General features: G+C 56.9%; 26 protein-coding genes. 12 read left to right on the top strand and 14 right to left on the bottom strand.

Features of this window, described 5'->3' with window-relative positions; genetic code table 11:
• Nucleotides 1-47 precede the first annotated feature (47 nt).
• Nucleotides 48-2,027, bottom strand: coding sequence for a TRAFs-binding domain-containing protein (locus A3OW_RS0100290; protein ID WP_020561440.1), 1,980 nt, complete (start codon nt 2,025-2,027; stop codon nt 48-50).
• 147 nt (nt 2,028-2,174) lie between these two features.
• Between A3OW_RS0100290 and A3OW_RS0100285 the strand changes: the two genes are divergently transcribed.
• The 4 genes from A3OW_RS0100285 to def all read left to right on the top strand — a co-directional run bounded on the left by A3OW_RS0100285 (nt 2,175) and on the right by def (nt 6,727).
• Nucleotides 2,175-3,092: a 1-aminocyclopropane-1-carboxylate deaminase/D-cysteine desulfhydrase gene (locus tag A3OW_RS0100285; RefSeq protein ID WP_020561439.1), complete on the top strand. Its 918-nt coding sequence runs from the start codon at nt 2,175-2,177 to the stop codon at nt 3,090-3,092.
• 282 nt (nt 3,093-3,374) lie between these two features.
• Nucleotides 3,375-4,028 carry a class I SAM-dependent methyltransferase gene (locus A3OW_RS0100280; RefSeq protein WP_020561438.1) on the top strand — a complete coding sequence of 218 codons (654 nt, stop codon included), beginning with the start codon at nt 3,375-3,377 and terminating at the stop codon, nt 4,026-4,028.
• A gap of 19 nt (nt 4,029-4,047) precedes the next feature.
• Nucleotides 4,048-6,198: a polyphosphate kinase 1 gene (gene ppk1 / locus A3OW_RS0100275; RefSeq protein WP_020561437.1), complete on the top strand. Its 2,151-nt coding sequence runs from the start codon at nt 4,048-4,050 to the stop codon at nt 6,196-6,198.
• A gap of 4 nt (nt 6,199-6,202) precedes the next feature.
• Nucleotides 6,203-6,727: a peptide deformylase gene (gene def, locus A3OW_RS0100270; RefSeq protein ID WP_020561436.1), complete on the top strand. Its 525-nt coding sequence runs from the start codon at nt 6,203-6,205 to the stop codon at nt 6,725-6,727.
• Nucleotides 6,728-6,796: 69 nt separating this feature from the next.
• On the opposite strand, the gene A3OW_RS0100265 is transcribed toward def, so the two are convergent.
• Nucleotides 6,797-7,333, bottom strand: coding sequence for a hypothetical protein (locus tag A3OW_RS0100265; RefSeq protein WP_020561435.1), 537 nt, complete (start codon nt 7,331-7,333; stop codon nt 6,797-6,799).
• Between the two features lie 652 nt (nt 7,334-7,985).
• Here A3OW_RS0100265 and egtB point away from each other — a divergent pair.
• Both egtB and egtD read left to right on the top strand, forming a co-directional pair.
• The gene (gene egtB, locus A3OW_RS0100260; RefSeq protein WP_020561434.1) at nt 7,986-9,176 is read left to right on the top strand and encodes an ergothioneine biosynthesis protein EgtB; all 1,191 of its coding nucleotides are present in this window, start codon (nt 7,986-7,988) and stop codon (nt 9,174-9,176) included.
• A gap of 17 nt (nt 9,177-9,193) precedes the next feature.
• Nucleotides 9,194-10,138, top strand: a complete 945-nt coding sequence (gene egtD, locus A3OW_RS0100255; RefSeq protein ID WP_020561433.1) for an L-histidine N(alpha)-methyltransferase — start codon at nt 9,194-9,196, stop codon at nt 10,136-10,138.
• A gap of 23 nt (nt 10,139-10,161) precedes the next feature.
• Here the strand turns inward: egtD and A3OW_RS0100250 are convergent, their stop codons facing one another.
• Complete coding sequence (locus tag A3OW_RS0100250) at nt 10,162-10,446, bottom strand: DUF427 domain-containing protein (RefSeq protein WP_026223219.1); 285 nt, start codon at nt 10,444-10,446, stop codon at nt 10,162-10,164.
• Between the two features lie 389 nt (nt 10,447-10,835).
• On the opposite strand from A3OW_RS0100250, the gene A3OW_RS0100245 reads away from it, so the two are divergent.
• Nucleotides 10,836-11,492, top strand: a complete 657-nt coding sequence (locus A3OW_RS0100245; protein WP_026223218.1) for a DUF1614 domain-containing protein — start codon at nt 10,836-10,838, stop codon at nt 11,490-11,492.
• 31 nt (nt 11,493-11,523) lie between these two features.
• Here A3OW_RS0100245 and ccmI read toward each other — a convergent pair whose 3' ends face one another.
• The 11 genes from ccmI to A3OW_RS0100185 form a co-directional block, all read right to left on the bottom strand.
• Nucleotides 11,524-12,756 (bottom strand): c-type cytochrome biogenesis protein CcmI, encoded by a 1,233-nt coding sequence (gene ccmI / locus A3OW_RS0100240; protein ID WP_020561430.1) that lies wholly within the window; start codon nt 12,754-12,756, stop codon nt 11,524-11,526.
• A complete protein-coding gene (locus A3OW_RS0100235) occupies nt 12,753-13,211 on the bottom strand; it encodes a cytochrome c-type biogenesis protein (RefSeq protein ID WP_020561429.1) in 459 nt (152 codons plus the stop codon). The genes ccmI and A3OW_RS0100235 overlap by 4 nt, the downstream gene beginning before the upstream one ends.
• Nucleotides 13,211-13,741 carry a DsbE family thiol:disulfide interchange protein gene (locus tag A3OW_RS0100230; RefSeq protein ID WP_020561428.1) on the bottom strand — a complete coding sequence of 177 codons (531 nt, stop codon included), beginning with the start codon at nt 13,739-13,741 and terminating at the stop codon, nt 13,211-13,213. Before A3OW_RS0100230 ends, A3OW_RS0100235 begins: the two co-directional genes overlap by 1 nt.
• Nucleotides 13,734-15,689, bottom strand: coding sequence for a heme lyase CcmF/NrfE family subunit (locus tag A3OW_RS0100225; RefSeq protein WP_026223217.1), 1,956 nt, complete (start codon nt 15,687-15,689; stop codon nt 13,734-13,736). Before A3OW_RS0100225 ends, A3OW_RS0100230 begins: the two co-directional genes overlap by 8 nt.
• Nucleotide 15,690: 1 nt before the next feature.
• Nucleotides 15,691-16,137, bottom strand: a complete 447-nt coding sequence (gene ccmE / locus A3OW_RS0100220) for a cytochrome c maturation protein CcmE (protein WP_020561426.1) — start codon at nt 16,135-16,137, stop codon at nt 15,691-15,693.
• Between the two features lie 3 nt (nt 16,138-16,140).
• Nucleotides 16,141-16,296, bottom strand: coding sequence for a heme exporter protein CcmD (ccmD, locus tag A3OW_RS0100215; protein ID WP_020561425.1), 156 nt, complete (start codon nt 16,294-16,296; stop codon nt 16,141-16,143).
• The gene (locus A3OW_RS0100210) at nt 16,293-17,057 is read right to left on the bottom strand and encodes a heme ABC transporter permease (RefSeq protein ID WP_020561424.1); all 765 of its coding nucleotides are present in this window, start codon (nt 17,055-17,057) and stop codon (nt 16,293-16,295) included. Before A3OW_RS0100210 ends, ccmD begins: the two co-directional genes overlap by 4 nt.
• A gap of 104 nt (nt 17,058-17,161) precedes the next feature.
• Nucleotides 17,162-17,836 (bottom strand): heme exporter protein CcmB, encoded by a 675-nt coding sequence (gene ccmB / locus A3OW_RS0100205; protein ID WP_020561423.1) that lies wholly within the window; start codon nt 17,834-17,836, stop codon nt 17,162-17,164.
• Nucleotides 17,836-18,459: a cytochrome c biogenesis heme-transporting ATPase CcmA gene (ccmA, locus tag A3OW_RS0100200; protein ID WP_020561422.1), complete on the bottom strand. Its 624-nt coding sequence runs from the start codon at nt 18,457-18,459 to the stop codon at nt 17,836-17,838. Before ccmA ends, ccmB begins: the two co-directional genes overlap by 1 nt.
• Nucleotides 18,460-18,536: 77 nt before the next feature.
• On the bottom strand, nt 18,537-19,286 hold the full coding sequence (gene rlmB, locus A3OW_RS0100195; RefSeq protein WP_020561421.1) for a 23S rRNA (guanosine(2251)-2'-O)-methyltransferase RlmB: 750 nt from the start codon (nt 19,284-19,286) through the stop codon (nt 18,537-18,539).
• Between the two features lie 332 nt (nt 19,287-19,618).
• The gene (locus A3OW_RS0100185) at nt 19,619-19,942 is read right to left on the bottom strand and encodes an integration host factor subunit beta (protein WP_020561419.1); all 324 of its coding nucleotides are present in this window, start codon (nt 19,940-19,942) and stop codon (nt 19,619-19,621) included.
• A gap of 77 nt (nt 19,943-20,019) precedes the next feature.
• Between A3OW_RS0100185 and A3OW_RS27520 the strand changes: the two genes are divergently transcribed.
• The 5 genes from A3OW_RS27520 to A3OW_RS0100155 all read left to right on the top strand — a co-directional run bounded on the left by A3OW_RS27520 (nt 20,020) and on the right by A3OW_RS0100155 (nt 23,340).
• On the top strand, nt 20,020-20,184 hold the full coding sequence (locus tag A3OW_RS27520) for a hypothetical protein (RefSeq protein ID WP_157385748.1): 165 nt from the start codon (nt 20,020-20,022) through the stop codon (nt 20,182-20,184).
• A gap of 120 nt (nt 20,185-20,304) precedes the next feature.
• A complete protein-coding gene (locus A3OW_RS23635; protein ID WP_157385747.1) occupies nt 20,305-21,075 on the top strand; it encodes a hypothetical protein in 771 nt (256 codons plus the stop codon).
• Between the two features lie 369 nt (nt 21,076-21,444).
• Nucleotides 21,445-22,248 (top strand): energy transducer TonB, encoded by an 804-nt coding sequence (locus A3OW_RS0100165; protein ID WP_026223215.1) that lies wholly within the window; start codon nt 21,445-21,447, stop codon nt 22,246-22,248.
• A 15-nt stretch (nt 22,249-22,263) separates the two neighbouring features.
• Nucleotides 22,264-22,926: a MotA/TolQ/ExbB proton channel family protein gene (locus A3OW_RS0100160; RefSeq protein WP_020561414.1), complete on the top strand. Its 663-nt coding sequence runs from the start codon at nt 22,264-22,266 to the stop codon at nt 22,924-22,926.
• Nucleotides 22,927-22,929: 3 nt separating this feature from the next.
• Entirely contained in the window at nt 22,930-23,340 is a 411-nt protein-coding gene (locus A3OW_RS0100155) for an ExbD/TolR family protein (protein WP_020561413.1), read from the top strand.
• Nucleotides 23,341-23,361 lie beyond the last annotated feature (21 nt).

Genomic DNA, 23,361 nt, shown 5'->3' with positions numbered 1-23,361 from the left:
AGATGGAATTCCCAGGACGCCCCGAACCCGATCGCCGTGGTGAAGCCTCACCCTAATTTTCCGGTATGGATCCAGGTGACTTGACCGGTACGGCCATTGACTTCCCGGTACATATGGGCGGTGCCTCCGGGGCCGTCGCCGCCCTCGCCGTTCCAAAGGCAGATAAAATGGACCTTATCGATGCCCAAGGCCAAAGCCGTATACAGCAGCCAAAGGTTGCAGCGTTCGTAGGGGTCGGCGCCCTCAGGTAAAGGTCCCAATGCCTCGGGCATGGCCCGGGGCGGCATGGACAGTCGGCCTTTCAACTCGTAATAACGCGCCCGCCAGTCTTGCCCTGCCTCCGACGGCAGAATCGAGCGCTGGATGAATTCGGCTTCCGTAAACGGTTGCAGCCATTGCAGGCGCACGCCGAGCCTTGCGCAGGCTTCGGCAAACAACAGGTCGCCGCCGGAGGCGCCCTGGGTCAGCGCCAGATCGCCTTCGCCGGCGCCCTGAGCGATCAGCGCTGCCGTAATCTTTTCGGCGGCAATCGCCGATTTATTGTGAGGAAAGCGGGGCGGCCGGCGGCCCGGCGGGTCGACCCTGTGCCCGCTGAACAAAAACACCCGACGCGGCTGCCACGATTCCTTCGGCTTCGCCAAACGAGCCAGAGCCCGATCGAGCACGGCAATCCCCGCCTCGACCCGTTCCGGATGAAAACCCAGATCCTGAAGCATGCGTAATTGCGACAGCACGGCATTAAGGGCAAACCAGTCGTTTTCGGCTTTGGCCGCCGCATCCCGATAGGCCGCGATTACCGTTTTCTCCGTACCGGTCAGCACTTCCAGATCGCCCAGAGTCGCCAGACTCCAGAACGAAGGCGCCGGTTCGCAGCCGGCGGCGAAACGCACGGCGCCCGCCATCGTGGCCATTTCAGGCTGGTACCGGCTGTCTCCGGTCAGATCGGTATAAAGATGCATCAGGGTCAGTGCATTGATGCCGGAATAATAATGGCCGGGATGGCAGCGAAACGATTGCCGGTAACTTTCAACGGCCGCGCGCAGCAGCGATTCTTCGTAGGCCGCGTCGGCGCGCCTCTGCTCGGGGGTACTGTCTTTGTTCCGCCAGGCCTCCAGCCATTCGTCCTTGTCGATCCGCGCCAGCAGCGCCCGGGCTTCCGCATCCTGGGGACAGCGCTCGAGCAACGTTCGGTAATGCAGCCGGGCCCGGTCGAAGGTGAAGCCGGGCCTGCCGAGCAGTGCCAGCCGTTGCAGGCAGATTCCTTTGTCGCGCAAGCCGTCGCGGTGCTCCGGATCGACGGCCAGACCTTTTTCCAGTTGTTCCAGCGCAAAATCGAAGCGTTCGGCCTTGCGCAACGCGATCCCGGCCTGGACGTGCGCCTCGGCGCGAAACGCCGCGACCGGCGCTTCGTCCGCGAGCACCAGCAAATCGCCGATCAGGCCGCTCAGCCGGGCCAACTCGATGCGCCGTTTCCACGTCTCGTGCGCCTGCCAGAACTGGACGGCCTCGCCGACCCGCAACGATGTCCAGTCGGGTTCCTGCAAATTCGGCAGCAGATGGTAAACCGGGCTGATCTTGCGCCCGTGCCAGGATTCCATCGTCGCCTGCACCATCCCGGCCAAAGCCTTTTTGTCGGCCTCCAGCGTGCCCGGATCCGGCCTGCCGTTCGCCAATCCGTAATTGAGCTTGCGGTCGGTGTAAATATCGAACGGCTGCTTTTTCCTGGGTCCCTGGATCAGCACGACGCCGCGCGCCCGAAGCGCATGGCGCACGCCCAGCTCGTACCAGACGTTCGGATTGTCCAGCGTCAGATCGGCAATGACCAGATCGGCAATCAAGAGCTCCTGAAACATGTCGGTTTTGATGTCGCCGGCGGCCTGCTCTTCGTCGGCGCGGAACACGTCCATTCCGGCCTCCTCGCAAGCGGGTTTGATCAGATCGTCATAGATCGCGTTGAAGTCGATCGAAGTGCCGTCCGGGGCCGGTTTGTTGCCGAACGGCATCGCGACAAAGACGTGCGGTTTCATAGAATATCTCCTGTGCAGACTTGTTTAAGAACCTTAGCATAAACCGGAGCGCTATCCATATTCGTTATTGAATGCGGAAGATAACCTCCAATCATAAATTATGGCTATATAATCACAATGTCTCCTTTATTCTAAAAATCCCTGTCCATGCACCCTGCCCTGATCCGCCTGGAAAAAACCTTCAGCCCTTCCATCCTCAGCCGAATCGACGACCCGTTGCTCGACCGGCACCGAATCGAACTGTGGCTGAAGCGGGACGATTTGCTGCATCCGGTGATTTCCGGCAACAAATGGCGCAAGCTGAAATACTGCCTGGACCACGTCCTGACGCTGGGGAGCGGTACGGTGATCAGCATGGGCGGAGCTTATTCCAATCATCTGCACGCGCTGGCCTTTACAGGAAAGGTCCTGGGCCTGAAGACCGTCGGCCTGGTTCGCGGCGAACGCCCGGAACCGTTGACGCCTACGTTGCAGGACTGCCTGCGCTGGGGCATGGAACTTCGCTTCGTCTCCCGTTCCGAGTACCGGCTGCTCAGGCACTACCGCGAACACGACGCCCTGCCGGGAATCCGGCCCGGCGAATACTGGCTGCCCGAAGGTGGCGCTCATGCTCTGGCGCTGGCGGGCATCCAGGAAGGCCTCGATGAAATCGATTTGTCTTACGACATGCTCTGCCTGCCTTGCGGCACCGGCACCACGCTGGCGGGCTGCGTCGGCGCGGCGGCGGAAGGCGCTTCGGTCATCGGCTTTGCGGCGGTCAAAAACGCGGTCTATCTAACGGATGAAGTGGAGAAATTACTGCCCCGGCCGTATACTCACTGGACCGTTAACCACGATTATCATTTCGGAGGCTTCGCCAGGACCACGCCCGAGCTGAATCAATTCATCCACGAGTTTGAATTAAAACATAAAATCGGGCTCGAACCGGTGTACAGCGGAAAAATGATATATGCTTTATACGATCTGATCGCCAAAAACCGTTTCAAGCCAGGACTCAGAATGATCGCCCTGCACACCGGCGGTTTGCAGGGTAACAGAGGCTTCACTCGTCGACCTTTTTCGTGAGGCGGGACAAGTAAAACCGCCGCCGGCGCTTTCATCGTCCGGCTGAATAAATCCGAAACCGTGAACGGCGTGTTTCAAATAATCTTTTTCTAATGTTTTTGTAACTATTCAGCGGTATTCGTAGGAGCGACGCCAGTCGCGATTTGGGCGGTGATTATCGCGACTGGCGTCGCTCCTACAGTTGGTTTTCCTTACTTTGAAACCACTTATAAACAAGCCAGTGATTTCCGCTGAATAGTTACATGTTTTTATGACATTCTATTCGAGAACCCAAACCGGACAATGGAAAGGCAGTTAGAACCCGAATTGATGGAAGATCCGGACCAGGTGGAAGCCTACGCCAGAGCCGATTTTTCGGTTCCGCACAACGACTTTATCGAACGAATCCGGAGTTTCGTCGGCCGTCCGGATTTTAACGGCAGCGCGCTGGATCTGGGCTGCGGCCCCGGAGACGTCACCTTCCGTTTCGCCCGGGCTTTTCCTTCTTGCCGGATCGATGCGGTCGACGGTTCCCGGCCGATGATCGAACGCGCCCGAGCGTCGGCCGGCGGACTGGCGCAGCGCATCCGTTTTATTCACGGCAGACTGCCCTTTGTCACATTACCGCAACAAAACTATGAGATCATCTTCAGCAACAGCCTGCTTCATCACTTGCCCGACCCCCAAATTCTATGGCGCTCGATAAAAACCCATTCCCGGCCGGGTACACAGGTCGCGGTCATGGATTTGCTGAGGCCGGATTCCATAGAGACCGCCCGGTCGCTGGTAAAAACTTATGCAGGCGAAGAGCTGGACATTCTGCAGCGTGATTTTTACCATTCCCTGCTGGCGGCTTTCAGCCTCGAAGAAATCAAAGCGCAATTAATCCGCGCCGATTTAAAACTGAATCCGGAACAAATCAGTGATCGGCACGTCTTTATTAAAGGCATACTCTAACTGACTCTACCGAAACACCATGGATACGCTGACTCTAGACGAACCCATTCTGGCCAAACTGATCCCGGCCAGGCCCTTGCCCGACAAAACGCCTCCCGCCGAAACCGTCGACCTGAAAAGTCCCGAACTGTACATCAACCGCGACGTCAGCTTGCTCGAATTCAACAAACGGGTGCTGGCCCAGGCGATGAACGAAAACGTGCCGTTGCTCGAACGGCTGAATTATCTGTGCATTTCCTGCTCGAATCTCGATGAATTCTATGAAGTCCGGGTCGCCAGCATCATCCAGATGGCCGCCATCGATCCCAAGGTCGTCGGCTCCGACGGGCTCACTCCCAGCGAGCAACTGGAGCGGATCGCCGTCAACGCTCATCTGCTGGTGCTGGAACAGTACCGGGTACTGAACGACATCCTGATTCCCCAGCTCGAAGAGCAAAACATCCGCTTCATCCGCCGGAAGGACTGGACCGAGGCGCAACTGCAATGGCTGCAACAGTATTTCAACGAAGAAGTCCTGCCGATCCTGACGCCGGTCGGGCTGGACTCGGCGCATCCGTTTCCGAGGATTCTCAACAAGAGCTTGAATTTCATCATTTCGCTGACCGGCAAGGACGCTTTCGGCCGAAACAGCGGCCGCGCCGTGCTGCAGGCGCCGAGAGCCCTGCCCCGCATCGTGCAGTTGCCGTCCGACAGGACCGGCAGCGGCCCGCACGACTTCGTGTTTTTGTCGTCGATCATTCATGCTTTCGTCGATCAATTGTTCAACGGCATGCACGTCAAGGGCTGCTATCAGTTTCGGGTGACGAGGAACAGCGATTTCTTCGTCGACGACGACGCCATCGACGACTTGCTGCTCGCCGTCGAGGGCGAACTGGCGATGCGCAATTACGGCGACGAAGTGCGTCTGGAGATCGACGCCAACTGCCCCGACGAGACGGTGAACTTTTTACTGGCCCGCTTCGAAATGACCCGCGACCATCTGTTTCTGGTCAAAGGCCCGGTCAATCTGAGCCGGCTGCAGGCCATCATCGGACTGGTGGACCGCCCCGAACTCAAGTTCATTCCGTTCAAGCCGAGCACGCCTCCGCAACTGGCGCGCAACAAGGACATCTTCGCCGCGATCCGGCGAAGCGACATTCTGCTGCATCAGCCTTTCGAATCATTCTCGCCGGTCGTCGAATTTTTAAAGCAGGCGGCGGAATCTCCGGAAGTGCTGGCGATCAAGCAGACGCTCTACCGGACCGGCGCCGACTCGCCGATCGTCAATGCCCTGATCAAGGCGGCGCGGGCCGGCAAGGAAGTGACGGTGGTGATCGAATTGAGGGCTCGTTTCGACGAGAAAGCCAACATCGATCTGGCGGCCAAACTGCAGGAAGCCGCGGTGCATGTCGTCTACGGGGTCGTGGGCTATAAAACGCACGCCAAGATGTGCCTGATCCTGCGGCGGGAAGGCAAGGAACTGCGCAATTACGTGCATCTCGGCACCGGCAATTACCACCCGAAAACGGCCCAGCTTTACACCGATTACGGCCTGTTTTCCTGCGACAAGGAACTCGGCGAGGATGTCAGAAGGGTTTTTGCGCAGTTGACCAGCCTGGGCAAGGTGACCCGTTTGAACAAACTGCTGCAATCGCCCTTTACTCTGCACAAAGGCTTGCTGGAAAAGATCGAAAGGGAAATCGAACACGCCAGGAACGGAAAACCGGCGAAAATCATCATTAAAGTCAACGCACTCGTCGAGGAGCAGGCGATTCAGGCGCTCTACCGCGCCTCGCAAGCCGGCGTCGAAGTCAAGCTGATCGTGCGCGGGGTTTGTTGCCTGAGGCCGGGCATTCCGGGCATTTCCGAAAACATCGAAGTTCGCTCGATCATCGGACGCTTTCTCGAACACGGGCGCATTTACGCCTTTGCCAACGACGGCAACCAGGAAGTCTATGCCGCCAGCGCCGATTTGATGAATCGCAACATGTTCCGGCGGGTCGAAGTGTGTTTTCCGGTTGAAAACAAAAAGCTGGCCGGCCGCATCCTGCACGATCTGGACTTGTACCTGAAGGACACTACCCAATCCTGGCTGCTGCAACCCGACGGCAGTTATCTGCCCTATCCGAAAACGGGGCAGGAAGAGCCGATACAGGCTCAATCGATGCTGTTGACCGAATTACAGGCTTAAGACAATGAGCGCGTCCTCTGAAATTGCCCTGTTGGGCAATCCGGTGCTAAGACTTCGGGCACAAGCTGTGGACGACGTGCACGGCACGGAAACCCGGCAACTGATCGCGGCCATGCGGGATGCTCTGGCCGGCACCCAGGGCGTCGGCCTCGCCGCGCCGCAGATCGGCGTGTCCAGGCGGATCATTATCGTCGCCTCCCGCCCGACGCCGCGCTATCCTCACGCGCCCGACATGAAACCGGCGGTAATGATCAATCCCGGCTATCGCCCGTTATCGGCAACCAGGGAAAAGGGCTGGGAAGGCTGCCTGAGCATTCCCGGCATACGCGCCCTGGTGCCGAGATACACCGACATTGGCATTCATTACACCGACGAATACGGCCATTTGGTCGAATCCGAACTGAACGGCTTCGTCGCCCGAATCTTTCAGCATGAAATCGACCATCTGGACGGGATGGTGTATCTGGACCGTGTAGAAGACAATCGGGATATTTTTTCCGAAAGCGAATATTTGAAACGGGTCGGTTGAAACTCGTCAACAAACGGGAAGACTTGCCGCAAAGCCGCTCCTTTTTCGACCGGAACGGCTGGCTTACCGTCAACTCAAAAAGTGAGTCGGCGGATAAATTTTTCTCTCGACGCCCATGATGGCCCGGTTCAACTGGAACAGATTTTTTTCTTCCCGAATCTGAATACCCATCACATAGAAAATGGGCATCCAGAGCGGATTGATCAGCACGCCGCCGAGCGCGCTCTTGACGGTGCGTTTCAGATTCCTGACCGGATTGAACGACTCGGCCAGAGATTCCACCGAAAGTTCGGTAAAGACGGCGACAATCGGATGCACCAGGGCTTTTTCCTGCGCATTGAGGTAGGCCATGGAAGCGAGCAGTTTTCGCTCCATGCCATGATAATTCTTTCGGGCGAAATAAACGGTAACGGCAAACGTCAATGCCACCAACGGCAAAAGAACATCCGGCGGCGCCACCGGCGCGAAGGTGGACGACAGCATTACGATGCACAAGCCGAGCGTCAGCATGTCCTCTCCCCGTTCGACGTCGCGGTCGATGCCCTGAACAACCGCTACGACAGCATCACCGGAAGAACCGGTCAAGTAGTGTTTTTCATATTTCATAACGCTCTCCTAAAAAACTTACGTACTTCATACAATCATAGACTTTAAAAAAGTCAAGTCAAAAATCAAGAATTCGGGCAACGATGCTTAAGCCTTTCGGTTCGCGTGTACGGCCCGCCTGGGTGGGGGCGAATTCATTCGCCCAGGTTGCACTCCGAAAGCGAAACAATTCGCCTGGCACGCAAGATGAAAAGCCATAGATTGTGCCGACGAAGTCCCGGTAGTCGGGCAGTGCAGCGCTTCTCCACCCTGCCTTCCAACTTAGCCGCACTTAGGACCGCGTAGTAGCCAATCTCTACCGGAATGACGGATTCCCGATTCACACGAATCGAGTCATTTTCCACATGCGCCTGTTCCGTTTTTACTGTTTCTTTGGACTTAAAAGCCCTTCGTTAAATTCCCGGCCGCCTGACCGCCGTTCGAGCGGAAGGAATAATTTTTTGCTTATTTAAGCGATAAAGACAAGAATAAAGGGCGTTAGATTTGCACCGGGAAGAGGTTCCGGATAGCCGGTTTCAACAACAAACTTTCTCTGTTCATTCGGAAAATCGGCTGCTCCGTCCCTCTCGAATGGCCTCGGACACAAGCGCTGTTTTCCGCCGTTTTCTTGTTCCCGGCGCCGGTTATGCTCAATTACGATAGGAGAAACACGATGTCGAACGCGTTGATCCAACGTTTTTTATCGGTAAGAGAACAAACCCTGTCCTTATCGCGGCCGTTATCGGAAGCCGATATGACGGTGCAGGCGGCCGATTTCGTCAGCCCCGGAAGCTGGCATCTGGCTCATACCACCTGGTTTTTCGAAGAATTCTTTTTATGCGCCTTGAATAACCGCTGGCCGCAATCCGAACCCTACCGGTTCCTGTTCAATTCCTATTACGAAAACGTAGGCCGGCGCCAGGCCCAGGGCAAACGCGGACTGATCACCCGGCCGGGCTTGTCCGAAATTCTCCGATACCGCCGAACCGTCGATCAGGCGGTACTGGAAGCTCTGGACAAGGGCGTCGGCAAGGAACTGCAGGACGTCGTCGAACTGGGACTTCATCATGAACAGCAGCATCAGGAGCTGTTTTTGACGGACATCCTTTACAATCTGGCGCAGAATCCTTTCTTTCCCGCCTATCGGCCCGCCGCATCCCGACCAAAACGCCCTGCTTCGGCTCCTTCCTCCGAAATGATCGCCTTTTCCGGAGGTCTGGAGCGCATCGGCCACGACGGCAACGGCTTCGGATTCGACAATGAATTTCCGCGCCATTGGGTTTATCTTGAACCGTTTCAACTGGCACGAGGCGTCGTTGCCAACGGCGACTGGATTCGTTTCATCGAGGACGGCGGCTACCGGAATCCTTTGTTGTGGCTCGCCGACGGCTGGAAGACCGTACAGGCGGAACAATGGCAAGCGCCTCTGTACTGGATAATCCGTGACGGCTACCACAGCATGACTCTGGAAGGCCTGCAAGCCGTCGTTCCGGAAGCTCCGGTCGCCCACATCAGTTATTTCGAAGCCGATGCCTTTGCCCGATGGGCCGGTAAACGGTTGCCCACCGAAGCCGAGTGGGAAACGGCGATAACCTGCGGCGACTCTCCCACCCCGTTCTCCTATGGCGAGGTCTGGGAATGGACAGCCAGCCCTTATGCGCCTTATCCCCGGTTCAAAATACGGCCCGGAGCGATCGGCGAATACAACGGCAAATTCATGTGCGGCCAGTACGTGCTGCGCGGCGGTTCGAGCGCAACGCCGCCCGGCCACAGCCGGCCGACTTACCGGAATTTCTTCTATCCGCATCAGCGCTGGCAATTCACCGGACTTCGTCTGGCGGCCGACGGCCCCGATGCCGATTGATCCGGAGAGGCTCCGTCATGATGCGCCTCGAATTAGAAAGTGAATTTGCCGCCGATGCCCTGCTGGGCCTCTCGAAAAAGCCGAGATCCTTGTCCTGCAAATGGTTTTATGACGAAACCGGTTCGAGATTATTCGAAGAAATCACCCGGACCGAGGAATATTATCCGACGCGAGTCGAAACGAAGCTCTTGTTCGGACTCGTCTCCGATCTGGCCGACACCGTTCCCGACCTGGCCGTGATGATCGAACCGGGCAGCGGCTCCAGCTTCAAGACGCGCATCCTGTTAAACTCTCAGCCCAACTTGCAGACGTACATTCCGATCGACATCTCGGAAGACTTTCTTTTGTCCTCTTCCCGACAGTTGAAGCGGGATTTTCCACGGATAAGGATAGCTCCGCTGGCGGCCGATTTTTCGACGCCGCTTCCCAGACTGGACTTATCGGAAAATTCGGAACGCCTGGTCTTTTTCCCCGGCTCGACCATCGGCAATTTCGCCCCCGAGGAAGCCAGACGATTATTGCGCAACATCCGGAGCTTTGCCGGCAAAAAGGCCTGGCTGCTGATCGGCGTGGACATGACGCAGAACGAAGATCTATTGATTGCCGCCTACAACGACGCGCGCGGCATCACCGCCCAATTCAATCAAAACATTCTGGTTCGGGCCAACCGGGAATTGGGCGCCGATTTTAATACCGACCTGTTTCGGCACAGCGCGTATTTCAATCCGGAAGAGCGGCGGATCGAAATGCATCTGGTCAGCATGAAAAAACAGACAGTCCGCATCAACGGCCACGTTTTCCGCTTTGAATCCGGCGAAACGATTCACACTGAAAATTGCTATAAATATCGGCGGGAAGATTTCGAAGCGATGAGCCGGGATTGCGGATGGCATCCGGTGCGCGACTGGGAGGATGACAAGGAATCCGGATTCGGCGTGTTTTTACTTAAGGCGCAGGATTAAATCGGCGAGACCGTCCGGCTCTGTCAAAGAATCACTTTGACTCCCTGCCAGAAAGCCACATGATCCTTGATGTGGGCGGCTTTTTCCTTGGGATTGGGATAATACCAGGCCGCGTTCGGATTGATCATATCGTCCACGCAGACGTCGTAATAGTGAGCCACTCCTTTCCAGGGACAGGTCGTGGTGTGATTGCTGACGCGCAAAAACTCCTGATGCAGAGCGCTGCGCGGGAAATAGACGTTGCCTTCCACCGTTTTGAACTGATCGCTTTCGGCGAGGACTTTACCTTTCCATTCTGCTTTAGCCATAGAGAATACCTCTCGATCGGATTGCAATATTTCGTCAAACATGTCCATCGGAGTTGCCGGTATTATACGGAATAACGGCTGCCGACGGGTGGCGCGGCACGGGAAGGACCGCACAGCGTTTTCCCGCGTCACGATTTGCTTTTTCGCGCCGATTCGTTTGACCGGCCAATCGCTGTCTTTACTTCAATTTTTTGAGCGTTTAAAAGTAAAATCTGCTCTAATGGTTTTTTTAGGACCTCTAAAAATCAACCGTTTCTTTCGGGATCATCCGGATCGTTCCCACGCTCTGCGTGGGAACGATCCGGAAGTTTAAAAGCGCCGGACTGAAATTCCGTTTTTTCGGAATCATTTTAATATTCCAATCCATTCGGACGAAAAAGGAGACCTCCGTGCCGTTCAATTCGCTCATCCTGGTTTTTCTGATCGGCTTGTTCCTGGTAGCACTGATACAGATCCATATCTTTGAATTCGCTTTCGCCAAACTCGGACTGACTCCCGAATTGTCGTTGCTGTTATTGGTCGGAATCCTCGTCGGCAGCGGCATCAATTTGCCTTTGTTTTATCTGCGCACCAGGCAAACCGGGCATTTGGTGATGTCGCCGGAGAAGAAGCCGGTCTGGGAAATCTATCAGCCGGCGAGAGAAGGCAAAGTCGTGGTTGCCGCAAACGTCGGAGGCTGCATTATCCCGCTCGGCCTGAGTTTGTATTTCATTTCGCAGCAATTAATCGATCCGCTCAAAATGCTCGCCGCTCTGGCGATCGTCACAGCCCTCTGCTACAAGATCAGCCGTTTGATTCCGGGTTTCGGCGTGGGCATGCCGATGCTTGCCGCCCCCTTGGCGGCGGCCACGGTAGCCCTGATTCTCGATCCCGGCCATGCCGCGCAACTGGCTTATGTCAGCGGCGTACTGGGGGTGTTGATCGGAGCGGATCTTCTCCGCCTGAAAGAAATCGTCAACCTCGGCGCGCCCATTGCCTCGATCGGCGGTGCCGGCACCTTCGACGGAATTTTTCTGACCGGCATTCTGGCCGTTCTTCTGGCTTGAAGGTAGGGTACGCACCGCGTACCATTTCGGTCTATTCGACGCGCCGATCGATGGCGATCTTTTGTTCGCCTGAGTCGCCGACGGTCACCTTTTCGACCGTGCCGATCAAATCTCCGGACTGCGTGACCGCTTCGCCGGACTTAGAGATTCGGGCCAGCACCTTGACTTCACCGAAATTGGACAATTTCATCGCCGGCATCATCGCCATCGTGTCGTCGAGAGTCACCTTGACCGGCAGATCGGCCACCTGTTTGCGCACGATCGCCAGCGGCATTTTCGGGCCGGAAAGGGCCTGCGCATAGATGAAGACGGTATCGTTGGGACTTGCGGCTTTCTGTAGTTCAGGCGCCAGACTGACTTCGACCGCGATCGAACCGGCGGGCGCCTGAACGGCCCGAGAAGGCTCTTCCGGACTTTCCGGTGCCGGCGCCTGTCCCGGCAGGCTGGCGATGATGTTCTGCATTTCCTTTCGCGACTCGGAGCCAGCCGGCAAACGGGATTCCAGCCGGCGCCATAAAGCGAGCGCTCCGGGCACGTCGCCCTGCTGGACCTTGGCCAGGCCGCCCAGCCACAGGCCGTTCAGGTTGTCGGGCTCCAGTTCCAGCGCTTTGAAGATCAGTTCGGTCGGTTTGCCGGCCAGATTCTTGTCGCTGGCCAGGGCGATGGCATCGGCATAAAGCAGCATCACTTCGGCTTTGTCGCCCAGCAGACGGTAGGCATTGGCGAACGCCTCGACGGCCTTGGGATACTGCTCAAGATATTTGTACGAGCGGCCCAGCATCAGCCAGCCTTCCGCGTTGCCGGGATCGGTTTTCATGCGCTCGGCCAAACCTTCGACCATTTTATGGATGTCGCGGATGTTGGGATTGCTCAGATTGGACGCGGCCATCTCCGGATCGATGCCGATGGCGCCGAAATCGCCCTTGGCCCAGTAGAGCGACCCCGCCAGCAAGGGAATCCCCAGCACCAGCACGTAGACCATCCAGCGGCCCTGGGTGCCGGCGGGGGTGACGGCGCTTTCGATGCCGAGATCGTCGATCAAGGCCTGTTCCAGTTCCAGCACCTGCTCGTCGTATTGCTCGGAAGTCAGCGCACCGGCCTGACGCTGCTCGTCCAGCTCGGCCATGCGGTGCCGGGCGATCGCGATGTTGCGCCGATCGCTGTCCGAATCCGGCACGGCCTGCCCCCGCCATAGCGGCGGCAACACGAACAAAAAGGCAAGCAGAATCAGGAGGCCTGCGACCAGCAGAAACAATGCGGTCACGAGCGGTCCCCTTCTTTCAGCAGTTGCCGGATTTTTTCCTGTTGTTCCGCGCTGAGATTCACGCCGGCCTCGTTTTTTTTGCGGCGAACGAAAATGAACACGCTGATCAGGCCGATCAGCAAAAAGGCCGCGGGGCCCAGCCAGAGCAAGCCGGTCTTGAATTTGAACGGCGGTTTGTATAAAACGAAATCGCCGTAGCGCTCGGTCATGAAGCGCACGATGTCTTCCCGGCTTTTGCCCTGCTGCACCATTTCGTAGACCTGCCGGCGCAAGTCCGACGCCAGATCGGCGTTGGAATCGGCGATCGTCTGGTTCTGGCAGACCAGGCAGCGCAGCTCCTTGATCAGGGACTCGTAGGCTTCCCGTTGCTCGGGATTCGAGAATTCACGGTATTCGACTCCGGAAATTCCGGGGCCGGACAACATCGTCAGAAAGACAAAAACTAGAATCTTCATCAATTTTCGGCCTGTAACCGGGCTATCAAGGGCAGGAGAGTTTGCTGAACGTCTTCGGCAGTCAAAGGACCGGTATATTTATGGCGTATCACTCCTTTTTTATCGACGACGAAGGTTTCCGGCACGCCGTAAACGCCCCAGTCGATGCCGATGCGGCCGTCCGGATCCATGATGCTCACGTCGTAAGGATCGCCCAATTGCACCAGCCATTGCCGCGCGTCGTTCGGATTGTCCTTGTAGTTCAGCCCGACGATCGCCGCATCGATCGATGAGCGCGCCTGGTTCAGCACCGGATGCTCGGCCCGGCAGGAAACGCACCACGAAGCCCAGACGTTGAACAGCCAGACCTTGCCTTTGAGATCGGCCGGCGTCAGTTTTTGCTCCGGCGCGCCTAATTTGGGCGCAGAAAAGGCCGGCGCCGATTTTCCGATAAAAGGCGAAGGAATTTCAGTCGGCTTGAGTTTCAATCCGACGGCCAGGAAAACGGCCAGCACCAGAAACAGGATCAACGGAACAACGTATTTAAGCATCGGCTGCCACCCGGCTTTTCGGCGTTATCCGGTAGCGCCGGTCGCAGGCGGCGCAGAGCCCTCCGGCCGCCATGAACAGCGCGCCGAGCCAGATCCAGCGGATAAACGATTTGTAATAAATTCGGAGGCTCCACGCGCCCTTGTCGCCCAGAGGTTCGCCGATCGCAACGAACAGGTCCCGGAACAGGCCGGCTTCGATCGCCGCCTCGGTCATCGGCATTTTCTGCACCTGGTAAATGCGCTTCTGCGGCTCCAGCTCGGCCACTTTCCTGCCGCCGTGGCTGACGGTGACGAAAGCCTGGTCGGCGACGTAGTTGGGTCCCTGGGTCTGTTTGACGCCGTGAAATTCGAACCGATAGCCGGACATGTCCAACGTCTCGCCCGGCGCCATGCGCACGTCCTTTTCGATGCTGTAGGCGGAAGTCAGGGTAATGCCGATGATGAACACCGTAATGCCGACGTGGGCCAGCGTCATGCCGTAAAATCCGGCCGGGATCGAGGCGAGGCGCTGCCGGGAGAATCCCCGGGCGCCGAGGCGGTCCTTGAAGGACAGCACGGTAATGACGGCGTTCCAGAAGGCCAGGCTCAGCCCGATCACCGCGGCCCAGGAATAAAACGGCATCAGCAGCGGCAGCAGCAGACCACCCGCCAGACAGCCGGCGGCGATCCAGCGCACCCTGAGCGCCAGGAGGCGGAAGGCGTCGCGCTTCCAGCGCAGCAGCACGCCGAAGCCCACGGCCACAGCCAGGGGCGCCGTCAACGGAATGAACACCGCATTGAAGTAGGGAGGGCCGACCGAAATCTTGCCCAGGCCCAGAGCGTCGATGACCAAAGGATACAGGGTGCCGAGCAGAATGCTCGCGGCGGTCACGACCAGCAAGACGTTATTGAGCAGAATGACCGATTCCTTCGACACCATTTCGAAGGTTGCGCTGCTTTTGACCGCCGGCGCCCTCACGGCATAAAGCAGCAGCGAGCCGCCGACCACGACGGCCAGAAAGATCAGGATGAACAGTCCCCGGGTCGGATCGCTGGCGAAGGCATGCACCGAGGTCAAGACGCCCGAGCGCACCAGGAAGGTACCCAAGAGGCTCAAGGAAAAGGCGAAAATCGCGAGCAATACGGTCCAGGTCTTAAAAACGCCGCGCTTTTCGGTCGCGGCCAAGGAGTGGATCAGCGCGGTGCCGACCAGCCAGGGCATGAACGAAGCGTTTTCGACCGGATCCCAGAACCACCAGCCGCCCCAGCCGAGTTCGTAGTAAGCCCACCAACTGCCCAGCGCGATACCCAGAGTCAGAAACATCCAGGCGATGTTGGTCCAGGGTCTGGACCAGCGCGCCCAGGCCGCGTCGAGCCGCCCTTCGAGCAGCGCCGCGAGGGCGAAGGCGAAAGCCACCGAAAAACCGACATAGCCCATGTACAACATCGGCGGATGGATGGCGAGGCCGGGGTCCTGCAGCAAGGGGTTCAAGTCGCGCCCTTCCTCCGGCATCGGAAACAGACGCTCGAACGGATTGGACGTCAGCAGCAAAAACAGCAGAAAACCGACGGCGACCAGTCCCATCACGCCCAATACCCGGGCGACCGTGGCGTCTGGAATGTTTCGGCTGAAACGGGCGACCAGCGCGGTCCAAGAGGACAGCACCAGCGCCCAGAGCAGCAGCGAGCCTTCATGCGCGCCCCAGACGCCGGAGATCAGATACAGCACCGGCAACGCAGTATTGGAGTTGGTGGCGACGTAGGCCACCGAAAAGTCGTGCGTTAGAAAACTGTAGGTCAAACAGCCGTAGGCCAGGACCATGAACAGCCACTGCGCGTAGGCGGCCGGCCTGGCCACGGCAATCCAGCCGGAGATGGCGCGCTGCGAGCCGACGATCGGCACCACGCCGAGCACGAGCGCCATGCACAAGGCGAGAATCAGGGAAAACTGTCCAAGTTCCGGTATCATGCTAGCGACCCGCCGAGTTGTCCGGTTGTTTTTTCAGGCTGCCGGCGACTTCCGGCGGCATGTAATTTTCATCGTGCTTGGCCAGCACTTCCTCCGCGACAAAAACACCTTGCCCGTTGAGTTTGCCGTGCGCCACGATGCCCTGCCCTTCTCGGAACAGATCGGGCAGGATGCCGGTGTATTGCACGGTGACTTCCTTATTGAAATCGGTCAGCCTGAAACGCACGGTCAAGTCCTGGCCGGGTCTTGCCACCGAGCCTTTCACGACCATGCCGCCGAGACGGAACAAGGCGTCTTTGGGCGCCTTGCCGTCGACGACGTCGGTCGTCGAAAAGAAATACATCAGGTTGTCGTTAAACGACTTCAGCGCGAAAGCGGTCGCTATGCCGGCTCCGATCACCATCAGGGCTATCAGTATCAAACGCTGTTTACGGGCGGGTTTCATCATGGTCTATCGTTTCTGCTTTAAAATTTGCCGACGTAAAAACTGCTTGCGCTGAAACACCGGAATGACGATGTTGGCCACCAGCACAATCAGGGTAATGCCGTAGGCGGTCCAGACGTAAAAGGCGTAACCGCCCATCGCGAAAAATTCCTGCAGGTTCATTGCGCCGCTCCGAAAAATTTGTTTTTGACCCATTGCGCGGTGCGTTCGCGCATCAACAGTTCCACCCGGGCGCGCTGCAGCATCGCGATCAGGTAGTAAAACTTGAAGGCGACCGCCATCAATAGCAACGGGATCAGCATGCTGACGTGAATCGACGGTTTGTCCATTTTACTGACCGTAGGCCCCTGATGCAGCGTGTTCCACCACTCGACCGAATAGTGAATGATCGGAATGTTGACGACTCCGACCAAAGCCAGAATCGCGACCGCTCTGGACGCCGTGCGCTTGTCGTCGATCGCTCCGTAAAGACCGATGACGCCGAGATACAGGAACAGCAGGATCAATTCGGAAGTCAGCCGCGCGTCCCAGACCCACCAGGTGCCCCACATCGGCTTGCCCCAGAGCGAGCCCGTGACCAGCGCGATAAAGGTAAAACTGGCGCCTACCGGCGCGCTGCTGATCGCCACCACTTCCGCCAGCTTGATGCGCCAGACCAGCCCGATCGCTCCGGCCACGGCCATGACGACATAAATAAAGAGCGACATCCAGGCGCTCGGCACATGGATATAGATGATGCGGTAGCTGTCGCCCTGCTGATAATCGGACGGCGCCAGATAAAGTCCACCGTACAGCCCTGCCGCCGTCAGCAGGACGAAAACGGCGACAAGCCAGGGCATCATCCGCTCGGTCAGACCGTAAAAATGAGGCGGCGAAGCCATGCGGTGAAAAAATCGAACAACCGGATCTGGAATTAAAAACATACGAATTCAATAAACAGAGTCACGGAAAAGAGCATTCGGCTTGACATATTAGCCTGACCTGACCTTTCCCGTTCAACCGTAATTACCTCGGTTAAGAAACATCATTAATTAATACTCATCTTCAGCGCGGCGGCCGTCGGCCACGGAGCCAGCACCAGCGCCAGAAACAGAATGGAGATCAGAATGCTGATCTGGGCATCCACCGGCAGACCGCTGCCCGCCATGGACACCGCATTGCCGGCAAATATCAGCACCGGCACATACAACGGCAGCACCAGCAACGACAAAATCATGCCGCCCCGTCTGAGTCCTACGGTCAATGCCACGCCGATCGCGCCGATCAGGCTCAATACCGGCGTGCCCAACAGCAGGGTCAGCAGCAAAATGGCCAAGGACTGCTGCGGCAGCCCCAAAAACATCGCCAACAGCGGCGCCACCAGCACCAGCGGCAAACCGGTCACCAGCCAGTGCGCAAACACCTTCGCCAACACCAGAACGGAAGCCGGATGCGGGCTCAGTAAAATCTGTTCCAACGAGCCGTCGTCAAAGTCGGAACGGAACAGACTGTCCAGCGACAGCATCGCCGCCAGCAAGGCCGAAACCCAGATGATGCCCGGTGCGATTGCTTCCAGTAAATTAGGCTGGGCGCCGATCCCCAACGGAAACAGCGTAATGACCAGAATAAAAAACAGCAGTGGATTGATCATTTCCGAACGTCTCCGGAAAGCCAATATCAGATCGCGCCGAATGACGGCCCAAAAAGCCCGGGTTAAAGACATCAGGATAAATGGATGCGTTGTACGGGTGCACTGTGCAGGTCGAGGTCATGATGCGAGGTCAAGACGATCATGCCGCCGTTCATGCAATGTTCGATCATAAGGGTTTCAATCAGGGCGATGCCCTCTTTATCGAGCGAGGTAAAAGGCTCATCGAGTATCCATAAATGATTGTCAGTTATCAACAAACGGGCCAGCGATAAACGCCGTTTCTGGCCGGCAGACAGGGACTGAACCAAAACATCCTCATAGCCGGACAACCGCACCTTGGCCAAAGCCTGCTCGATCGAATAAACTCCGGGCCGACTCAACGCCAGGGACACCATTAAATTTTCCTGCACGGTCAATTCCTTTTTGATGCCGTCCAGATGGCCGACGTAGGCCATGTCGGCATAATACTGAGCGTTTTTGATCGAATCTCCGCACCAGAGCACCTGTCCGGCATCGGCCTCGCGAAAACCGCAGAGTATTCGCAGCAAGGAAGTCTTGCCGCTGCCGTTCCTGCCTTCCAGCAACAGGACCTGTCCCGGCGTCAGCTCGAAATTCAATCCGTCAAACAACAGCCGATCGTCGCGGCTACAGCTCAGACCGACGGCCTGGAGCGACCTGGTATTATATTCACTCATCCGATGAAGCAAGACAAAAAGGTACTGTCGTTAGTTCAAGATCGATTCGATTTAATTGAGGGTATTCTGTTTTATCCTCACGCCGGGCTAACCGAACGCTGACGCAGAATCTCATACAATAAAACGCCCGTAGCCACCGACAGATTAAGGCTTTCCACCTGCCCCTGCATCGGCAGGGACAGCAGCAGATCGCAGTGTTCGCGGGTCAGCCGGCGCATGCCTTTGCCTTCGGCGCCGATCACCAGGACCAGAGGCACCGTTAAATCGGTCTGGTAAGGGCTTTGCGAACCGTCGCCCGCCGCGCCGGCCACCCATATCCCCCGCTCCTTTAGCCAGCGCAGGGTACGGGATAAATTGGTCACCTGATAAACCGGCACCGTTTCGGCCGCACCGGAGGCGACTTTACATACCGTGGGCGTGATGCCGACAGCGTTATCCCGGGTTATTATAACACCATGTACGCCCGTCGCGTCGGCCGATCTTAGACAGGCTCCGAGATTATGAGGGTCCTGAACGTTATCGAGCACGAGAAATAAGGGAGTTGCCGCAAGACTCTCGACCGCCGTTTTAAGTTCGCTCTCCGACAATTCGGCGGGCAGTTCGACTTCGGCGACCACGCCTTGATGATTGTTGCCCTCCGACAAACGGTCCAGTTTCTTTCTATCGGCCTTTTCGGGCTCGATGCCGAGCCCCGCCAATTCATCCAGCAGTTGTGCCAAACGTTTGTCTTGCCTTTGCCGGTCGATCCAGACCTTGTTGATTTTGTTCGGCGTATGGTGCAACGCGGCCTGGACCGAGTGCAGACCCCATAATTTACTTGATTTCATTCAGTGAATTCTCAATGGCTCTGGTTTCGCACCGAGCGGATCGGGCCGGGCCTGAGCCCGTCGGAAATATCGATTGCGGCACATTGTACCCGGCTTTACCGGCTGAGTACATGGAAGGCGCCTGTTACTTCATTGCTTTCCGCAGCCAGCGTCCGTCTTTCCGGCTGCGGCAAGCCTCGGCACCGCAAATTGGCTCGCGGAGGCTGATCTTCCGAAAGAGGAATGACACGGCCCACGCCGCTGTTCACCGGACGGAAAAGATTGCCGAATTTCCTGTACAAGCCGCGAGGAGTAAGGATCCGGCTGTTGCCGGCCGGATCGAGGATGCACAGCTACGTTCGAGTCGTATTCTTGATGACGATGGGGCAAGTCAGGCGGGACTCGTCGACCCTCTGCCTCAGCTCCTTTCCCGGTTTGAAATGGACGGAATAGGCCGGCGGCAAATTCAACATTTCGCCCGAAAACGGATTTCGTCCTTGACGGGGCGCCCGATACCGCAGCGAGAAAGCGCCGAACCCGCGTATTTCAATGCGCTGATTGGCCACCAGGGCCTCGCTGATGAGGTCCAGGATGCAGTCGACCGCCGAATCAACGTCGGCTTTATCCAGATGAATCTGTCGTTTGGCTAAAGTTTCAATAAGTTCTGCTTTTGTCATGGTCACTTTTCCCTCCCGAGCAAGGCATTTGCTCAGAAAAGTAAAAATACGGGTTATGCCCCATTTGGATGCGGCAAATGCCCCAGTTTTTATCAGAGATAGGCCGTTTAGATGAAAAGATCGCTGGTTTTCAGGTAATTGCTTTGCTTAATCAGCTAGTAAGAGCACTATTCATGCCAAAAAAAGCGGCAAAATGCCGCGCGGCAATTTGCCACGTTTTCAAGCTCTGCTTTGCCGGGTAATCTATTTTCGACTCCTGGATGCGCTCCTCCTAAAGGGCCCAGAGTTGTTATTAGTATCCTTCCTCAATGGCGGCCGGTGCCAAACCAGGCCGCTTCTTTTTTCTCTCTTCGGGGATGACCATGAAGCGAAACGACTGCTTGCCGACGACAGAATCGGTCGATTCTCAAGATTTGATTTACAGGATTGCCTACCACGAAGCGGGCCATGCCGCCGGCATTCATTTGCACAATAAACAAAAACAGTTGCCTTCGGTATTTTTCCAGATTGTCCTGAAAAATGCCGCTGCCGGAATGCCTTCCGCAGCCAAAGCCCGGTTCGGAAAGCCCATTCCCTTTATTGCCGAAATTGAAGGAGGACGGCTCACGGAAACGCTGCCGATCGACGTGCTCGAAAGCAGCGGCTACTTTTCCCTTAGCACAACCGATGCCTATCGGACGGCGCTTGAAGCCGACATCGTCAACTTACTCATCGGAGCGGCGGCCGAAGCCAAGCATGTAGCTCTCCGCGAGACAAACAGGTTTGACCGCCACGCCGTCGGCCTTGCCTCCCTGCTTCGTTACGGCGGCGCTTCGGACCTGGCCGAGGCCTATCATTATCTCGAACACAGCATCGCTTCCCAACAGCGCCGTGAAGAAAAAATGGCCGAATTGTTTGACCGGGCCCTGGATTTTATAACCGAACCCGCCCATTGGTGCGCCATCGAACATCTGGCCGATTACCTGCTTATTCACAAAGAACAGACCGTCGGTTGCGAAAAAGCCATTGCCGTGCTGGAAGAAGCAGTCTACCTGAAAAAATCGCTTCACCCGCCGCATCTCTGCCCGATTCGATACCAATCCTTCTCTCATTCTCAACCGGCCCCGGACAATCCTTCAAGATCAACAGCATAGCCCTTTACCGGATGGGAGCTTCATGACTACCCCGTACCGGATCAGGTTTTGAACCGTCCCGTAACCGGGGCGCTTCATTTCGGATCGATCAACTTGCGTTCTCTGAAGAAATATCGGCAACTGAAGCGTAAAAAGCTCGATCTTTTAAAGCCCTGCTTAGTGCTTCAACCAATGCGTGCTGCGTTGATTCTTCGATACACTGATCAAGAAAAACTCAAGACAGTCTTCATCCAATTTAGCCGACAATCCTTAATACCCAGAGCTCTCCGGAAATTCCCCGATCGAACGATGCAATGCATTGGCAAGTTGGAGAAATTTTTTCAGGAATATTAAACTATATGGAATTACCCGCTTGGAATCGACCCTTCAATGTTTTTATTTAAAAGCCGCGAACCCCGAGCTGCCGAACACTCGCTCGCACTACCGGGGGGCTCGACTGTCGCGTTAACCGATATGATCGGTCTTTTGTTGAAAAGCCTGACTGCCGAAGAAAAACCCAGCCACATGCTATTGGAATTAGGTCTGCTGGTGTCGCTGTTGCATATCTGGCTTTTTGTTTATCTGCACCGTCCGGCCGAATCGGCGACACCGCCCACGCCGATCACGATGGAGGTCTCGCTGATCCCGGCCACTGCGCCCAAGGCTCCGGCCCCGGCGCCGGTCCCGGTTGCCAAGCCGGCTCCTGCGCCGAAGAAGCCCAAACAGAAACCGGACATTGCCAAAAAACCGGCGACAGTGCGCAAGCAGCCTCTACCCAAGCCGGCCAAAGCGGTCTCCGAACCCTTGCGATTGCCGGCCGAAACTGCGGCCGCTCCAGCGCCGGCGCCCAGCCTTCCGGCACCGCCCGCGCCGAATCCCCCGGCTGCCTCGGCGCCGAAGGCGCAAAGCTTTACCGAAGCGAATTACCGTGCCAATTACGCCTTCAATCCGAAGCCGGAATACCCCCGAATCGCCCGTTCCCGAGGCTGGCAGGGCAAGGTGTTGCTGCGGGTCCAGGTGTCGGCGGCAGGCGTCAGCGACAATGTCGCCGTCCATCGCAGCAGTGGGCATGAAATCCTCGATGAATCGGCGATAGAAGCGGTGAAAAAATGGAAATTCGTTCCTGCCCGGCGGGGCGATACGCCGGTCGCCAGTTCGGTGGTCGTACCGATTCTTTTTTCATTAGACGATTAACCCCAGGAGATTTTAATGCCTTTTTATATTCCGCCGGCTCTTATCATTGACAGCGTTTTATATATATTATTGATTTTTTCGGTGGCTACCTGGACAGTCATTCTGTTCAAAACCTGGCAGTTCTCAAAAAACTCCTATTACAACCGCTGCTTTCATCAGGCGTTCTGGGATGCTCCCGATCTGGCCGCTGCGGCCAATCTGCCCCCCCAGCAAGTGCGTGGACCCGAAGCCCGCATCGCGCAAAGCGGTTTCGAATGGCTCTCGGAAATGCGTCAAGCCGGCGGTAAATTTCTTAAATACCGTGGAGAACCGGCCGAATTGCTGGAACAGGCCTTGCGTCGGCAGGCTCAAAAAGAGCAGCGCTCGATGGAAAGCGGGCTGACCCTGCTCGCCAGCATCGGCAGCACCGCCCCGTTCGTGGGTTTGTTCGGAACCGTCCTGGGCATCATGAATGCCCTGCACGACATCAGCAAAAGCGGCTCGGCCAGCCTGGACGTCGTCGCCGGTCCGATCGGGGACGCGCTGATCGCTACCGCTATCGGCATCGCCGTCGCGGTTCCGGCGGTGCTGGCCTACAACTTTTTCCTGCGCCGGGCCAAGCATCACCGAATCGGGCTGGAAAATTTCGCCGACGGTTTTCTGCACATCGCCTTGTCCGCCGATTCGGCAGGAGAGTAAGCAATGGCCTTTAAAATTTCTTCGGACGATCAGGAAGCGGTGAGCGACATCAACGTCACTCCGCTGGTCGACGTGATGCTGGTGCTGGTGATCATCTTGCTGGTCACCGCGCCGCTGTTGACTCAGTCGGTCAAGGTCAACCTGCCGAAAACCGCCGCCACCACGCCCGACGTCAAAGACCAGCCGTTGCAATTGGGCATCGACGAGCACGGATCGGTCACGCTGAATAAAAAACCGATGGCGAATCTGACCGTACTGACGGACGAACTCAAAAACGAACTGCTTAAAAATGCGGACGCCGCGGTGCATTTATACGCCGATCACGCCGTCGACTACGGAAAAGTGGCTGAAGTGATGGCGGCGGTACAGCAGGCCGGCATTGTCAAGATGGGGTTCGTGACCGTTGAAAAGTAAAGCGGCCTGCCGCCGGTAGCG

Source organism: Methylosarcina fibrata AML-C10 (assembly GCF_000372865.1).
Classification (GTDB): Bacteria; Pseudomonadota; Gammaproteobacteria; order Methylococcales; family Methylomonadaceae; genus Methylosarcina; species Methylosarcina fibrata.
This window is presented reverse-complemented; position numbering and strand designations above follow the sequence as displayed.